The sequence below is a fragment of the Rubritalea sp. genome (genome assembly GCF_051252225.1).
GTDB lineage: Bacteria > Verrucomicrobiota > Verrucomicrobiia > Verrucomicrobiales > Akkermansiaceae > Rubritalea.
Window position 1 is genome coordinate 455,236 of record NZ_JBPOGE010000001.1, and the last position, 16,189, is coordinate 471,424.

The 16,189-nt window shown below is 47.4% G+C and carries 15 protein-coding genes; 6 read left to right on the forward strand and 9 right to left on the reverse strand.

Annotated features, from left to right (window positions below; translation table 11 throughout):
* Position 1 precedes the first annotated feature (1 nt).
* A complete protein-coding gene (locus ACSHX2_RS02035) occupies positions 2-1,510 on the reverse strand; it encodes an MFS transporter (RefSeq protein WP_435690076.1) in 1,509 nt (502 codons plus the stop codon).
* A gap of 252 nt (positions 1,511-1,762) precedes the next feature.
* On the opposite strand from ACSHX2_RS02035, the gene hrpB reads away from it, so the two are divergent.
* Entirely contained in the window at positions 1,763-4,300 is a 2,538-nt protein-coding gene (gene hrpB, locus ACSHX2_RS02040) for an ATP-dependent helicase HrpB (protein WP_435690078.1), read from the forward strand.
* Between the two features lie 21 nt (positions 4,301-4,321).
* On the opposite strand, the gene ACSHX2_RS02045 is transcribed toward hrpB, so the two are convergent.
* From ACSHX2_RS02045 to ACSHX2_RS02065, 5 genes are all read right to left on the reverse strand, one after another.
* A complete protein-coding gene (locus ACSHX2_RS02045; RefSeq protein ID WP_435690079.1) occupies positions 4,322-4,564 on the reverse strand; it encodes a hypothetical protein in 243 nt (80 codons plus the stop codon).
* A gap of 210 nt (positions 4,565-4,774) precedes the next feature.
* Entirely contained in the window at positions 4,775-5,125 is a 351-nt protein-coding gene (locus tag ACSHX2_RS02050) for a ribonuclease III domain-containing protein (RefSeq protein WP_435690081.1), read from the reverse strand.
* Positions 5,126-5,232: 107 nt separating this feature from the next.
* On the reverse strand, positions 5,233-5,898 hold the full coding sequence (locus ACSHX2_RS02055; protein ID WP_435690083.1) for a L,D-transpeptidase: 666 nt from the start codon (positions 5,896-5,898) through the stop codon (positions 5,233-5,235).
* Between the two features lie 72 nt (positions 5,899-5,970).
* Positions 5,971-6,567: a guanylate kinase gene (gene gmk, locus ACSHX2_RS02060; protein WP_435690085.1), complete on the reverse strand. Its 597-nt coding sequence runs from the start codon at positions 6,565-6,567 to the stop codon at positions 5,971-5,973.
* A gap of 53 nt (positions 6,568-6,620) precedes the next feature.
* The gene (locus ACSHX2_RS02065) at positions 6,621-7,406 is read right to left on the reverse strand and encodes a DUF3108 domain-containing protein (RefSeq protein ID WP_435690087.1); all 786 of its coding nucleotides are present in this window, start codon (positions 7,404-7,406) and stop codon (positions 6,621-6,623) included.
* Between the two features lie 200 nt (positions 7,407-7,606).
* On the opposite strand from ACSHX2_RS02065, the gene ACSHX2_RS02070 reads away from it, so the two are divergent.
* Positions 7,607-8,221 carry a TetR/AcrR family transcriptional regulator gene (locus ACSHX2_RS02070; RefSeq protein ID WP_435690089.1) on the forward strand — a complete coding sequence of 205 codons (615 nt, stop codon included), beginning with the start codon at positions 7,607-7,609 and terminating at the stop codon, positions 8,219-8,221.
* A gap of 120 nt (positions 8,222-8,341) precedes the next feature.
* Here the strand turns inward: ACSHX2_RS02070 and ACSHX2_RS02075 are convergent, their stop codons facing one another.
* Both ACSHX2_RS02075 and ACSHX2_RS02080 read right to left on the reverse strand, forming a co-directional pair.
* Positions 8,342-9,895: a glucose-6-phosphate isomerase gene (locus ACSHX2_RS02075; protein WP_435690090.1), complete on the reverse strand. Its 1,554-nt coding sequence runs from the start codon at positions 9,893-9,895 to the stop codon at positions 8,342-8,344.
* A gap of 14 nt (positions 9,896-9,909) precedes the next feature.
* Positions 9,910-10,428, reverse strand: a complete 519-nt coding sequence (locus ACSHX2_RS02080) for an adenine phosphoribosyltransferase (RefSeq protein WP_435690092.1) — start codon at positions 10,426-10,428, stop codon at positions 9,910-9,912.
* A 163-nt stretch (positions 10,429-10,591) separates the two neighbouring features.
* Between ACSHX2_RS02080 and ccsA the strand changes: the two genes are divergently transcribed.
* From ccsA to cobA, 4 genes are read left to right on the forward strand one after another with little or no spacing between them, the layout of a single operon-like run.
* The gene (gene ccsA, locus ACSHX2_RS02085; protein WP_435690094.1) at positions 10,592-11,368 is read left to right on the forward strand and encodes a cytochrome c biogenesis protein CcsA; all 777 of its coding nucleotides are present in this window, start codon (positions 10,592-10,594) and stop codon (positions 11,366-11,368) included.
* Between the two features lie 4 nt (positions 11,369-11,372).
* Positions 11,373-12,398: a glutamyl-tRNA reductase gene (gene hemA, locus ACSHX2_RS02090; protein ID WP_435690096.1), complete on the forward strand. Its 1,026-nt coding sequence runs from the start codon at positions 11,373-11,375 to the stop codon at positions 12,396-12,398.
* Complete coding sequence (gene hemC / locus ACSHX2_RS02095; protein ID WP_435690098.1) at positions 12,382-13,329, forward strand: hydroxymethylbilane synthase; 948 nt, start codon at positions 12,382-12,384, stop codon at positions 13,327-13,329. The genes hemA and hemC overlap by 17 nt, the downstream gene beginning before the upstream one ends.
* Entirely contained in the window at positions 13,326-14,840 is a 1,515-nt protein-coding gene (gene cobA / locus ACSHX2_RS02100) for a uroporphyrinogen-III C-methyltransferase (protein ID WP_435690100.1), read from the forward strand. Before hemC ends, cobA begins: the two co-directional genes overlap by 4 nt.
* A gap of 71 nt (positions 14,841-14,911) precedes the next feature.
* Here cobA and ACSHX2_RS02105 read toward each other — a convergent pair whose 3' ends face one another.
* Entirely contained in the window at positions 14,912-16,138 is a 1,227-nt protein-coding gene (locus ACSHX2_RS02105) for a saccharopine dehydrogenase family protein (RefSeq protein ID WP_435690102.1), read from the reverse strand.
* Between the last annotated feature and the right edge of the window lie 51 nt (positions 16,139-16,189).

Genomic DNA, 16,189 nt, shown 5'->3' on the forward strand with positions numbered 1-16,189 from the left:
ATTATTCCCAAGAAGCTTCTAATACACGTGGTTGGTATCCACCTTTTGACTTGTACCAGAAGCCGATGAGTCCGAAACAGATCATCATAACTAATGGGAAAGCGAGAGCTACAGTCTTGAGTGACTGACGACCTGCTTTTGTAGTAGCCTCAGTGATTTCTTCAGATTTACCAATTGTGGCGGCTAACTCAATGGCCTTGGCAGAATCTGTAGCTTCATAAGGAGCGCCGAAGAATTCTTTTTCAACTTTAGACGCTTCATACACTTCTGTGGAAACTTCCTTGATGTTGTTTGTGGTGTGGTTGTCGTTGAAAATACCAATGATTGGTCCACCGACGATACCTACGGAGAGAAGTCCGATTGCAGAAACAGTATTGAGCGAGAGCGCTCCACCTTCAGGGAACTGCTCAGAAGCGAAACCGAGAACGGTTGGCCAGAAGAATGTTTGGCCAATAGCGTAAAGAACGAATGCAGCAAACACCATCGGTCCGTCGACTTGAGAAAGAGCGATGAGGCCCATCATTGAGAAGAATGAGCTAATCACAAGGATAGTCGGCGGAGAGAAGCGTGAAGTTAGGACGCCTGCTTGGAAGCGAAGAACCGTCATGATTAACGCTGAAAGAACGATCGCCCATGCTGCATATTCACCCATTACTGGAGTCATAAGCTGCTTGATCCATGCATCTGTACCCAGCTCAGTGGTCGCGAGAGGGATCATAAGAAGACAGAGGATAAAGTAGAGTGGTTTACCTGGAGATTTTGTGATGAAACCAAAGACTGCTCCAATAGCTACCCCAACTCCTAGTGCAAAAAATACATTTGGAGGAGTGCCTGTGAATACGTTTGTAAGTTCGTAGAAGAGGAGGAACGCTGCAATAGAGGAGGAAAGGAAACCAACGTCTTTAAGCATTACTGAATAGGGAACCTTAGCGGCTACGCGCTCATCAACAGGGAATACTGCTTTGATGAACATGATGCCGTAAGCAAGTACTGGAACAAGAACCCAAAGGGCATTGAGCTGCCAAGATACATCATTACAAAGAATCATTACAGTACCACCAGCAACAAGACCAGCAGGCCATGATGCGTGGAGAATGTTGAGCATTTTTGATTTTTGAGTCGTGTAGAGAGTCGCACACACAGGGTTAATCACCGCTTCAATAATACCATGTCCAAGACCAGCGCAGAGAGCTGCCCAGTATAGATCAGTTGGAGATTTTGCAAGGTATGTGAGAACTGCTGAGGCCGCTTGGAAAAAGAAGGCTAGGTACATTGAGCGTTTGTAGCCGACGAAATCAACAACAAGGCTGAAGAGGATCATCATTACCGCAATTGGCCACAATGAAGCACCGAAGATACGTCCCATTTCACCACCTGTGAGGTTGAATTCTGTTCCCCAGTCACCAAGTACCATTACTCGGTAAGCGAAGCCGACACCCGCTGCCATAAGCGAGAGGAAGCAGGCCCAGAAAAGTTGTTTTCTTTGGGCATCTGTTAGTTGTTGTTCCATAGTATATTCTAATAGTAGTGTTTGACGCTTATTGATCGGGGGAAGGTTTCAATCGAGCGTATGAAGCTCATAGATGTTTCCTATCTTGCTGTCGAGCAATAGTTAGACTTTGTTACTCATAGATAGGGCGCGCTATTGACTTCAGGTTTTCTCATAAGCGATCTGGAGGGTGAATCTTTCAAAAAAGTGCACAAGTTATTAGTCAAACCGTTTGTGAGGCTCTATGAAACCAGTGTATTAGACAATTGAAGCATGAAGGATTTACCTGTTTACCAAGTTGAGAAGGAGTTAGTTGATGGGATTGCTGCACAGGGTGCTTCCCGAGTTCTACTTAAAGCCCCCACTGGTTCGGGGAAATCTTCTGCTGTGCCGCAAATGATTTTAGGTGTGGTCGATGGTCTGATAGTCGTAGTTCAGCCTAGGCGTATTGCGGCAAGGATGTTGGCTAGACGTGTGGCACAGATGCGTGGAGGAAAAGTGGGTGATGAAGTCGGGCATGTTGTCCGTTTTGATCGTCAGATGGGTAAGAATACACGGATCGTGTATGTGACGGATGGAGTATTAGCGGCGTGGCTTGAAAATGGTCAAATGGATGGTGTGGGTGCTGTGGTGTTTGATGAATTTCATGAACGGCGGCTGGCCAGTGATCTATCCTTGGCACTATGTCTTAAGTTACAGGAGGAAATGAAGCAGCTTAAGGTGGTGGTGATGTCGGCAACTCTAGAAATGGGAGGGCTAGCCGGATACTTAGGGAGTGACTGTGTGCAGATTGAAGCTAGCGGCCGGAGTTACCCTGTTGAGGTGGCGTACCAAGCGGCAGCTGTGCAGCAAAGAGGGCGGGGGAGAGAAGCTGAGCTATGGACGCGCAGCGCTGAAGCTGCGAAAGACGTGTTATCGCAACAACGCGAGGGACACTTGCTCATTTTTCTTCCGGGGGTGTATGAAATTCGTCGGACAGTGGAGTTGATTGAGAATGCAGGCTGGGCTAAAGGCTTTGCTGTCTGCCCACTTTATAGCGCGCTCTCTCCGGAGGCTCAAGATTTCGCAGTATATGGCAATGGTGAGCAACGTAGGATCATAGTCTCCACTAATGTGGCTGAAACATCTATCACGATAGATGGTGTGAGCTGTGTGATTGATACGGGATTAGCTAGGGTGTCTCAATATGACCCTTTGCGGGCAATAGACACCCTAATGGTGCAAAAGATTTCAAGAGCTTCGGCCGAGCAGCGTGCAGGTCGTGCAGGTCGTACGGGGCCAGGGAAATGTGTGCGGCTGTGGAGTGAGGCTGATCACTCGCGGCGGGAGGGCTTTGAGCAAGCTGAGGTTCAGCGCAGTGATCTAACTGAGACGGTGCTACAGCTCAAAAAGCGTGGGTATGATGATGTGCGTGAATTCCCATGGTTTGAGTGTCCTCGCGAAGATCTGATCGAACATGCAGAGGGCTTATTAGGTGAGCTAGGTGCTATTGATGCGGTGGGCGGGCTAACGGAATTAGGTGAGCATATGTGTATGTTTCAAATGCATCCGCGTTATTCTCGGCTTCTTCTTGCTGCTCAGGAGGAAGGCTGCATAGGTGAGGCTGTATTTATCGCAGCATGTGTTCAGGGCGAGGGGCTTTTTTTACGTAAAGGGGAGGGGCGAAAGAATTTTTCTTATGATGAAGACCGATCGGATTTCGCTAGCGAGTGGCGTGGGTTTCAATCAGCTCAACAAATGCAGTTTGATCCGCGACGTTGTCAGGTAATAGGAGTGCTGGCTAAGGGAGCTAGGGAGGTGGACAAGTCCCTCCAGCAAATTAGGCGTCTCTGCGAGCCTCAAGGTATGCAGGTTTCTAAAGTGGACTTTGATAAGAACCGTGAAGCGGTGAGTCGGGCGATGCTAGCTGCCTTTAGTGATCAGCTAGCAGTTCGGATTGGTAAAGGGAATTTTGCCTGCCGTTTGGTGGGAGGGCGTAAGGGGCAGTTAGATGAAATGAGCGTGGTCAAGCAGGCCGAGGCTTTTTTAGTGACTGAACTGACTGAGGTGGGTGGTAAGGATGTGAAACTCTATTTAAATCGTTGTATAGAAGTTCAACAGGAAGACCTGCAACGCTTGTTCCCAGAATCTTATAAAGATGGGGAAAAGGCTTACTATGATGAGACTATTCGCAGAGTAGTGAATCGGAAGGAGACGTGTTTTCGTGACCTTGTTTTAGCGAGTAAAGATAGTGGGACGCCTGATCGGTCTATGGCGGCGCAGCTGTTAGCTGAGCGAGTGGCTAATGGGGAGCTGAAATTAAAAAAATGGGATGCCGGGGTAGAGCAATGGATTGCGCGTTTGCTGAGTCTCAGAGAGTGGATGCCGGAGTTGGAGTTACCAAGCTTTGATGAGGAAGATCGTGCGATCGCTTTTGAGCAAATCTGCGACGGAGCGCTGGGGTATAAAGATATTAAAGATAGGGAAGTAATGCCGGCTCTATCGAGTTGGTTATCCGGTCCTCAAAAAGCTGCGCTTGATCATTATGCTCCTATACGAGTCAAATTAGAAAACGGGAGAGAGGTGAAGCTGAAGTATGAGCTATCCAAGCCACCTTCAATGGCGCTTCAGGTGCAGCGCTTATTCGGTGTAAAGGAGAGTCCAAGTGTAGCTGATGGAAGGGTGAAGGTCTTAGTGCATGTGTGCGCACCGAATCAGCGGCCGTGGCAAATGACGCAAGATCTTCCAAATTTTTGGGAATCAGGCTTTGAGCAGATGAAAAAAGATCTCGCAGGCCGTTATCCGAAGCACCAATGGGAGCTTAAAAAATGAGCGATTCTCTGAAGTTCTAATCTAATGACGTGAGCTGTAACTCCTGAGTGATGAAGGTGAGAAGAGGGTGCCCGCATTGTGGTCGCGGGCAGCTTGAGCGCAGGCGTTGAGCGCGTTGCTCGGGTTGTTTGAGTTTTCTATACATACTGTTTCTCCAAAGAGATGTAGTCCTTCAGCTGTGAAGAGGTTCTTTGCTGTTTCAGTTACTTTGAATCTCCAGCCGTGAACGAGATCAGTGATAGAGTAATCAGGGGCAGTTTGCATAAATATTAAATTTGGGATGAGATCAATGGAGGTGATCCACTGATAGCATTGGCTGTGCCAAAATTCTTTTTATCACCACTTTTTTAGAAGCCAGAAGTGAATGAATCTAGAAAGTGATGATTGATGAACTTGATTCATCTGCTGTACCGTGAGTATAAAAAAACGCGCTCGAAATGGAGCGCGTTAGAGAGAGATGAGATGATTAAAATACTATTTCCTTCCGTACTTTCGTAGTCTTCTAGGAACCTGTGTGAGTTGCTTTCGTTGGTGCTCTTTTTCTGCAATTAGGAATTTGGGATAGAGTTCTTTTTCTATCCAGTCAAACCCAGCTTGCAGTCCTTCTGTTGCATAGATTCGGCCGATCTGAGCTTCGACGGAGGTTGGGTTTCCAGCGCAGCTAAGGAAATCATTGGAAGTGAAGCGAACAAACATTTCTCCATCCATTTTTCCAAATTTACGGAGTATCCACTCGCGAACGTAAAGGGCTAGAACTGCATCACCAGTCCATGCTTCAGCGCGTTCTTGTGCAATTACTGGATCTTGTTTTTTGGGTGCTGCCATGGTGCTCTTTAGTGAGTGGAATGAGCGCTCATAAACGCTATTTCACCGCATGTAAATACCCGTATACTACGAGTTACAGGGTGGCAGGTATTTCCATAACTTGGGAATTAACGAACGACGACAGGGGTGCCGACTCCAACTTTAGAGAAAACGGTGCTGACGGCTTTATAATAAGTACGGATACAGCCATGTGAGGCTGGGTAGCGCGGGACGCTGCCTTGGTGCATACCAATTCCAGTCCAAGTGATACGCATCCAGTACGGCATAGAGGCTCCGACGAATTTACCTCCTTCAGGGATGCTGTCTGTAGTAGAGTCGGCATTACTATTGGTGACATTACCCTCTGCGTCATAAATTTTACCGTAAAGGTTAGAGCGTTTGTTTGAACGTTTCTTTTCCAGAATACTGTAGTCACCACTAGGAGTAGGGAAAGCTCTCTTGCCTGTTGAAACAGGGTAGTCCATAGCAACCACGCCGTCATTGAGAAGCATGCCGCGTTGGAGCTGCATGTCGATGATGACTTTGGAGTTACTTGGCGAAGTGGCCGCTAGAACGGCCTGATTCTTGTAGATGGAATACGTTTTTGGGTAATTAGAGCTGGCTGTAAAATGTGCGTAGGTGCCAGGAGAGTAGGGGTTTACTGTGACGCCTTCATAATTTCCAGTTTGGTTTGGATTGGCTGTTGGCGGACCGCTAGCGCAGCTGGCAAAACAAAAGGAGCAAAGCGCTAGTAGAAATAGACGTAGATGGCGCGGGTTGATTTGAGGATTCATGATTTAGGCTTGATAGATTTTCACACTATAAAACTTTAGTTGTCAAAGATCAAGATGGTTGGAGTGAGTATTCTAGTGGTGGCGGATGATGCGAAGCCGCTCACCGTGAAGGAGTGATTTGAACCGGGCGTAGTCTTCCTCGTGTGTTCCAGAAAGTAGACGGAAGGTGTATTTTGGCCAGTGCTCCATTTCTTCGAGAGAGTTTTTCATACGTGTGGTAACTACTTCGTCGCTGTCGGTGCCACGCCCAGTGAGCCGTTTTAGGAGCTCTTCTTTGCTCGGAGGCATGATGAAAATATCTACGAGAGCGTTTTTCACCGTTAAATTTTCTGTCGCGCGAACCTGAGCAGCCCCCTGTACGTCGATGTCGAGTACTACGTCGTTTCCTTGTTCTAGGGTGTTGATGACTTCAGATGTCAATGTGCCGTAGAAGTTGCCGTGAACTTCAGCGTATTCAAGGAATTCGCCTGCAGTAATCTTGCCTTTGAATTCTTCAATACTGAGAAAGAAATAGTCTGTACCATTTTCTTCACCTGGACGTGGTGAGCGCGTGGTGCAGGAAATTGCATAGCTGGCTTCTCCCTCATCGGACAGTCTGCGGCAGAGCGTGGTTTTTCCAGATCCAGAAGGACCTGAGACTAGATAGAGGATACCAGAGCGCGGAGACATGTTGTGAGATCAATAGATGAGAGGAGAATCTGCAAGTGCGTAATGTATATATTTTATAATAGTGTCTGACTGACTAGGGTGGCACGGACATCACCGATGAAGACTTTTGAGCGAAGTTCGATTGGGATTCGTAAGGCGTCATCGCTCACCCACATAGTGGCTTTCTTGAGTTTTTTATAGCTCTTAAGAAGTCCTGTTTTGGTATCAATTTTTTGGATTTGAATATCAAGTTTTATACACTGGTGTTCGAGATGCTTTTCCCTTCCTAGTACTTTGACTGTAATGAGGTAGGGGCTTGCGAAGGGGTGACAGCAGAGCTGTACTATGTCGCCAGTTTTTAATGGCTGGCTACGAATGGCTAGCATGGCGGTGATGGGGTCGTGTACGGCTTTCGCTGTGAAGCTATGTTTTTTAAGGTGTGTTTGTTGATTCTTCGTTTCTACGGTTTTTGAGTAGTGATGAATACCTGGGTTTTTGTATGAATTTTTTGTTTCTATTGATTCTTTTCTGTCTTCTTCGTCTGCGACAAAAACGAGAGGCCTATGCGTTTCGAGCTTAGCAAAAGAGGTGAAACTAATGGTGTAAGGATAGAGCGCATAGGCTGCGCCAATCGAACGACCATAGCAATGTGTCAGGAATATGTCAGGATAGCGTTTATCCTGTTTGCCAAATTCAAGGGTGAGTTTACCTGAGCTAATGGCCCCATTCCAGCTGAGAGTATAATCTAACTTAGAGGGAGTGAATGGGGGTACTTCTTTTGAGCTGTAGGGCTGAATAGACGATGACCAATCGGCATGAACTGCGATCAGAGATAGGAGCAGTACGAGTAAAGTTTTCATAGTTATGGCTTAGGGAAACTAGTGAAAACCGTCCTAGCAAGTAATCTAGTTTTTTACGAATCTCTAATTTTTTGTAGATGAGTAAATTTTGGAGCGAGAGCCAATGGTTCCGTGGCCTCTAACGCTTTCCATGGTTTTTGTTAAGCGTTTGTTTAGGTGTTGCAAACGCAATGTATATCGCTAGTGTTCTATCAATATTTATGAGTACAAGAGATCAAATTCTAGCAGCAGCTTGGAAGCTTTTCAGTGAGAGAGGTTTCGAGGATGTATCCGTACGCGATGTGACTAATGAAGCAGGGGTGAACCTAGCATCAGTAAGTTATCATTTTGGAAGTAAAGACGGATTGATTCAAGAAGTTGTTAAGAAAGTGCTCAATCCTGCGAATCAGCATCGGATGGACTTATTGGAGTCCGCGATCACGGATGCAGGTGGTGTTGAAAATGTTACGCTTCAAAGTGTTTTGGAGAGTTACGTGCGTCCTATTATGTTCCCTGAAGAGCATGGAAGTAATCAGGATATTCTCGCACGTCTAGCAGCTCGTTATATGATTGAGCGCGATTATGATGTGCCAAATTCTGTTCTAGCACTATATACTGAAGTTTTTCAGAAGTACGTAACAGTAGTCGCGATGAAGGTGAGTCACCTTACGCCACAAGAAATACTCCAGCGCTTATTGTTTTCTATCGGTGCCGCGTTACAATATGAGACATTTGCTTCGCTAGCGCGTAAAACGACAGGGCAAGCAGCTCCTGACAATAAGGCTAAAGACTACGAAGAGTTTGTGAAGTTTATGCTTTCTGGATTTTCAGCATAGTGAGTCGTTGATGAATGTTAAAAGCACGCCATTGAGGTGTGCTTTTTTGTGTCGATAAGGTAATTTAAAAAAGCCGCAACTCGGAATGAGTCACGGCTTCTGAAAGGGTGAGATCTAGTATTAGATTTTGAAGTGGTCTTCCGCAGGAGTAGCTCCTTCGCTCTGAGTCGCTTCGCCATTTGCAGCGAGGTGGACTAGGGCATGATAGACGTCTTCAGTGCTGTTATCCGTGGCTTCTGCGATGTCACCGGCGGTTTTGTCCCAGCCAGTGAGTGCTCCGCGAACTTGATTGAGTAGCTCTAGGAATGTGGTTGCAGCCGCTTTGCCAGCTTCAACACCGGGTTGATGGTAGGCGTTGATATTGACTAGTGATGCGTAGAATGAAACCGCACGTTCATAGAGGGCTATAATCATGCCTACAGTGAAGGGGGTTACTTCATCAATGGAGATGGTGATGGAGTTGCGACCTGACTCGTGAAGCGCTTTGCGAGTGCCTCGAAGGAAGCCTTGGAGATAGTCAGCTGAGGTGATGGATGGATCGACTTCGATACTTACACCGTCGCGACCCTTGCGGACTTCAACAAATGTAGCAAAGAAGTTTTTCACGCCGTCGCGGAGCTGCTGAACGTAGGCGTGTTGATCGGTGGAACCTTTGTTGCCATAGACTGCGATACCTTGGTTGACGACATTGCCGTCGAGGTCGTGTTCCTTGCCGAGAGATTCCATGACGAGTTGCTGGAGGTACTTGGAGAAGAGGCTAAGGGAGTCCTTGTATGGTAGGATGACCATGTCTTTCTCTCCTTTACCGTTTCCTGCAGTATACCAGCCGAGGGCTAGCTTGAGGGCGGCGTTGTCGGACTGGCTAGGAGAGCGAGTTTTCTTGTCCATGGCTGCGGCTCCAGCAAGGAATGCATCGATGTCGATTCCTTGAAGGGCTGCTGGGACAAGTCCCACAGTGGACATAATGGAGGTGCGACCACCTACCCAATCTTCCATTGGAAATGTGGTGAGCCAGTTGTTCTCTGTGGCGTAGTTGTATAGCTTTGATCCTTCACCAGTGATGGCGACGGCGTGCTTGGAGAAGTCAAGTTTCTCAGATTCGAAGAATTCCTGAGCTTCTAACATGCCATTACGAGTCTCTGGAGTGCCTCCAGATTTAGATACGACAAGAACGAGAGTCTTATTTAATCCGCCGCCGATAGCTCGGAGTGTGCGGTCTAGGCCAGCTGGGTCAGTGTTGTCGAAGAAATACGTATCAAGTTTGGAGTCTTCTCCAAGTGCATCATAGATGAATTGAGGCCCGAGGGCTGAGCCGCCAATGCCAACAATGAGTAAGTTCTCAAAACGGCCACCGTTTGGTGGGGCTATTTCGCCAGTGAGTACTTTTTCAGCAAATTCTTTAAGCGCCGCAAGTGGCTCGGTGATCTGCGCTTTAATAGTGTCATTAGGCGCTAGATCAGCATCACGAAGCCAGTAGTGACCAACCATGCGTCCCTCATCTGGGTTTACAACTGCGCCAGCTTCGAGTGCGACCATATCGCTGAGGGCTCGATCAATCTTAGGCTGCATTTCATTCGAGAAGCCTGCTGTCATATCCATAAGGGATAGATCGAGTGTGAAGCCGAGGTCGGAGTAGCGCGTGAGGTTGGAGTTATATGATTGCCAGTTAGACATGGTTGTTCGTTTTTCTAATAGTTGAGAATGGAATGAATATTGTCACAGTCGATGGTTTGTCGACCATTGAGAAAATCTAGTTCGATGAGGAATGTCACGCATGTGACTTCAGCGCCGAGTTGTTTGAGAAGAGTTACCGTAGCAGCGGCAGTTCCGCCAGTGGCAAGTAAGTCATCAATGATCATCACGCGGTCACCAGGCGTGATAGCGTCTTGATGAATTTCGAGGACGTTTTCCCCATACTCTAAGGAGTAGGCAATGGAATTGGTCTTCCAGGGGAGTTTTCCTTGCTTCCTAACTGGGATGAATCCCGCATTTTTTTTGAGGGCTACGGAGGGACCAAATAGAAAGCCGCGTGCATCGATGGCCACAACTTTATCGATTTCCAGGTTTTCGACAGTCTCTAACATTTTATCAATGCTGAGCTGGAATAATGTGGGGTCGCTTAATACTGGGGTGATGTCTTTGAATAGGATGCCCGGCTTTGGAAAGTCGGGTACATCTCTAATGGCATCTTTCAGTAGTTGAGGCATGTGTTGAATCAAAAAGCACTCTAGAAAAAATGCACGCAAAATTTCAAAAAGTCCTGATGCTTTCCGAGAAAATCTACTGAACTTGAATGAAATTGTAGAATCAGTAGAGCACGAAGCATAAGTTCTGCTTGAATCAATGGGCGTGCTATAGCATGGGTGGGGGGTGACGCCTTCCATATTCTATCTATTAATCGCCGCGATCCTTGCAGGGATGGCGGGGTACTTGGGCATGCGTTCGGTCCAGCACGGACAGCGAAGTAGCTGGACTGTTGTTTGGATGCTCATGTCTTTTGTGGCTCAATGTGCCGTGCTAGGCGTAAGGGGTGAGCTTCGTGGGCAATGTCCGCTGGGTGATCTTGGTGAGATAGTAGTGTTTCTAGCGTGGTCGATGACCATTTTTTATCTATTGATTGGTTCGACCTATCGCTTGTCGCTACTGGGTGTTTTTTCAGCACCAGTAGTGAGTATGATGCTTTTTGTTGCTGCCGTGCCTGGAGTGATGGAAGTGAGCCCAGAACGAGCAATCAATGTAGAGCCTTGGCATGAAACTCACGCTGCACTTTCAGTGTTATCCTATGGAGCGCTCGGCTTGGCTGCTATAGCAGGGGTCATGTTTATGGTGTTGAATAATAAGCTCAAGCACCACGAAATGAAATCTGGTTTGTTTCTTAAATTGCCGCCGTTGAGTTCGATCACAGCATCGATGGTGAGACTAACCGGCGTGGGAACACTTGTTCTCAGTGGTGGAGTTTTTTGCGGTTTGCTAATGCCCGATAAAACAGCGGGGGGATGGGCTCACTTGTGGGCTGCAGTAGCGGTGTGGGTTAGCTACACGCTTCTCTTGACAATTTGGCAGGTGAGGGGGATGACCCCAGTTCGGATGGCGATGAGCGTAGTGGCTCTGTTCGTCGTATCACTAGTAGTATTTGTAGTTCTCTAGAAGCATGAATTTACTTTGTCTGGGGTTGAACCATCAGACCGCACCGGTTGACGTGCGCGAGCGTTTCGCCGTGTCTGCGGAGCGGCTCGGTGAGGCCAGTAAGGAGCTAGCTGAGCGGTGTGGGATAAAGGAAGTTGTAGTGCTTTCTACGTGTAATCGCATGGAAGTATACGCAATGGTTGATGAGGTGGATTTAGCTGAAAGTAGCATTAAGAAATATCTCTCTGGCGACTCAGTTTTTAGGGATGAGGATGCGGTACATTTTTATAAGAAGGTAGAGGGTGATGCTGCTCGTCATTTGTGCCGAGTGGTGAGTGGGCTAGACTCAATGGTTCTGGGGGAAACGGAAATTTTCGGCCAAGTGAAGCAGGCTTATAATAAGGCACTGCAAGCGTCAGCTACTGGTGGCATGCTCAATAAGCTATTCCAGAAGTCTTTTACTGTTGGTAAAAAGGTAAGAACACAGACGACAATCCAAGGCGGGCAAACTTCCGTGGGGAGTGTGGCTGTAGATCTTGCTGAGAAAATTTTTGGCCACCTAAAGTACAGTGAAGTCATGGTGATCGGTGCGGGGGAGATGAGTTATATTACAGCTCAGAGAATGATGGAACGTGGAGCTAAGAAAATTTACGTGGTTAATCGCTCCATCGAGAATGCTCAGAAACTTGCTGATGAAATGGGTGGAGAAGCTGTTGCCTTTGATGACTGGGAGCGAGTCCTTGCAAAGGTGGATGTCGTAGTTTCTTCTACAGGTGCTACGGAACCTGTTGTCTATGCTCAGCACGTTGAGCGTGTAAGAGCCAAGCGTAAGTACCGTCCGTTATTTATGATCGACATTGCGATGCCGCGAGACATTGATCCAGAGGTCGGTAAGATCGAAGAGGTCTACCTATACGATCTCGACACTCTGCAAGAACAGGCAAAGGAGAATATCAATAAACGCCAGGAACAGGTCCGCGTTTGTGAACAAATTATTGAGGACGAAGTCCAAAAACTTTCTATCAACCAAAGAAATGAGTACACCCAATAAACTGATCGTCGGTACCCGCGGCAGTGCCCTTGCACTAGTGCAAGCAGAGATGACTGAAGGACTGCTGCGCCAAGCGTTTCCTGAAGCAGAGATCGTTCGCAAAGTGATTACTACCACTGGAGATCGGCGTACTGATGTATCGCTGGCCGAGGTCGCAAAAGTCGAAGGTGTGTTTGATAAAGGGGTCTTTATCAAGGAACTCGAGCTTGCGCTTGAAAAGGGTGAGATTGATATCGCCGTGCATAGCCTGAAGGATGTTCCGACAGTGTTAGAGGAGCAGTTTGAAATTGTTTCTGTGCTAGAGCGTGCTCCTGTGGCGGATGTTTTAATTACTAAGAACGAGGGTGGTCTAGAGTCTCTTCCGCAAGGGGCGAAGGTGGCTAGTTCTTCATGTCGCCGTCAGAAGATGCTGCGTTTTTTACGCCCTGATATTGAGATGGTAGATATCCGAGGTAATGTTCCGACTAGGTTACGCAAGTTAGCTGAGGATCCAAATATCGATGGTATTGTGCTGGCTGAAGCGGGCCTTGTTCGACTTGGCTATGATGCGACCGGTGAGATGAGCACGGAAGCAGGTAGTGTTTTCGGAGCTAAGTTAGACTCTGAGACCTTTTTACCAGCAGCTGGTCAAGGGGCCGTGGCTATAGAGATTCGCAAAGGTGATACCTGTGCAGCAGACTTCGTGAAGGCGATTAACCATGCGCCAACGATGACTCGGATTCAAGCCGAGAGGGAATTCCTCCGTCTACTAAATGGTGGATGTCATACGCCAGTTGGTGTTTCGACTCAATTCTTCGGTGATTCACTGATGATGGAAGGTGTTGTGTTCCCAGAGGGCGAGGCGATTGGCGATCCACTTCAAGCCGAAGTTTCAGGTCCAGCATCTGAGCCATTGAAAGTGGCTGAAATTTTGTTTAAATCGCTATCATGAAAACGGGTGTTTGTTATCTTGTCGGAGCAGGTCCGGGAGATATTGGTCTTGTGACTCTAAAGGCGAAAGAGTGCATCGAAAAAGCCGATGTCTTAGTCTATGATGCATTGATCGCTGATGAATTCCTTCGTTGGTCGAAATCGGATTGTGAATTGATTTACGTAGGTAAGCGCGCAGATAATCATGCTCTTGCCCAGCAAGATACGAATGAACTTCTTGTCGAAAAAGCAAAGGAAGGAAAAGTAGTGGTTCGCCTCAAAGGTGGAGACCCTACGATGTTTGGGCGCGGAGGTGAAGAGGCGGAGCGTCTTGCTGAAGCTGGTGTGCGTTTTGAAATAGTTCCTGGTATTTCTTCAGCGATTGCTGGGCCGGCATATGCTGGAATTCCCGTGACGCACCGCGACCATTGTTCTCAGTTGACCGTGTTTACTGGCCATGAGGATCCGACGAAAGGAGAGAGTCGTCTCAACTATGAGCAGCTTGCGCAGACCGGTGGGACGAAAGTGTTTTTGATGGGGGTCAAGCGACTCAGGCTGATTTGTGATGAGCTTCTCAAGCATGGAGCAGAGGCTGACACTCCAATCGCGCTGGTAAGATGGGCGACTACTGGAAATCAAAAAACTATCGAGGGAACACTCAGTACAATTGCTGATATAGCTGAAAAGCTGAATTTTAAAGCGCCCGCTGTGGCTATTATTGGAGACGTTGTGAAACAAAGAAAAAATATTAACTGGTTTGAAGGCCGTCCGTTACACGGAAAAAAGGTCGTGGTGACGCGTACGCGTTCACAAGCTAGTGAACTTAGTAAACAGCTCACGGAGCTTGGTGCTGAGGTGTTAGAAATTCCAACTATCAAGATCGAACATCCCGATGACAGGCAGGAGTTTGCTGATGGTGTTGGTCAGGTGCATACCTACGATTGGCTTGTGTTTAGCAGTCCGAACGGAGTTGAGCGCTTCTTTGACGCTTTCTTTAAGGTGTACGATGATGCTCGCAGTATCGGCGGAGTAAAGATTGCAGCAGTTGGACCAGGTACAGCAAAGAAGGTAAATGAGTACCGTCTCGCGGTGGATCTTATACCTGAGACATTTGTTGCCGAAGGTTTGGTAAAGGCGTTTTCTGAAAATGAGAACATTGAAAACCAAACAGTCCTCTGGGTGCGCGGTGCTGAGGCTCGTGATACAATTCAAACTGGCTTAGCCGCTCTTGGGTCGATCGTGGACGAATGTATCGCCTATAAGACTGTGCCTGAATTTGATGATCCCAATGGCGCAAAAGGGCGTTTTGAGGAAAAAGGTGCAGATGTGGTGACCTTTGTTAGTTCTTCTGCAGCGAAGCATTTCTTTGCACTCAACATGCCGTTCCCTGAAAACTGTAAAGTGGCATCGATCGGTCCTGTGACTAGCGCGACGCTTGAGGTTATTGGCAAGAAACCTGACGTTCAGGCTGAGAAGCATAACATCGAGGGGCTTGTTGAATCAGTGGTGAAGCTTTGCACTGATTCTGAGTGATTAGATTTTCTAGAGAAAATAAAAAGGGACGACCGAGTGATCAGTCGTCCCTTTTTTGTTGAATGAGCTTCTTAGAGAACGCTAAGGCTTTGTGCCTGCTCGATAGAGAGCTCGACAACTTTCCATGGGAGCCCGTATTGATTGAGATCCTCCATGAATGGATCCGGGTCATTTTGTTCCATATTCCAGACGCCAGCACTTGCTGCCCATTTTCCTTCTAAGAGGAGTTTTGCTCCGATCATGGCAGGGACGCCAGTAGTGTATGAAACACCTTGAGATCCAACTTCTGCGAAGCATTCTTCATGATCACAGATATTGTAGATGTAGATGGCCTTTTCTTCGCCGTCTTTTATGCCGCGGATGATGCAGCCAATGCAGGTGCGACCAGTAGTGGTTTTTCCAAGGTCTCCAGGATCTGGGAGAACAGATTTAAGAAATTGGAGAGGGATGATCTTCTGACCATTGTATTCAACTTCATCAATTCGGGTCATGCCGACATTTTGTAGTACTTCAAGGTGCTTGATGTAGTTCTCAGAAAAGGACATCCAGAATTGAGCCTTTTTGATGGTGGGGATGTGCTTTGTAAGAGATTCCATTTCCTCATGATACATGCGGTAAATAGAATAGGTCCCGACCCCTTCTGGGCAGGTGAATTCCTGACTCATTGACATGGCGTCCGTTTCTTGGAATGAGCCGTCTTCCCAGTGGCGACATGGTGCGGTTACCTCGCGGATGTTGATCTCTGGGTTGAAGTTTGTGGCAAAGGCTTGCCCGTGGTCACCTCCGTTGACGTCGACGATGTCGAGGTAGTGGATTTCATCGAAATGGTGTTTGAGTGCCCATGCTGTGAAGACGTTTGTGACACCAGGGTCAAAGCCTGATCCAAGAAGCGCCTTGAGGCCGGCTTCTTTGAACTTATCTTGGTAGGCCCATTGCCAATGGTATTCGAACTTAGCCTCGTTAGGTGGCTCGTAGTTTGCGGTATCCAAGTAATGCACTTCAGCTTCTAAGCAGGCATCCATAAGTGGTAAATCCTGATAAGGGAGGGCTACATTGATAAGTAAAGATGGATTGAGAGTGTTAAGGAGAGCGACTGTAGCTGGAATGTTATCAGCGTCTAGCTCTGCCGTTTTGATTACTACTCCATAACGCTCCTTTACAGAGTTAGCTATGGCGTCACATTTACTCACTGTACGTGATGCAAGAGTGATGTCTGAGAAGGTTTTTGATAGCTCAGCGCATTTGTGAGCGACTACAGAGCCGACGCCTCCGGCGCCGATGATGAGTACTTTTGCCATAAATTTATGAATAGTTTGGTGCTGTCTTTTAGCGCAATAACGTAAAATGTC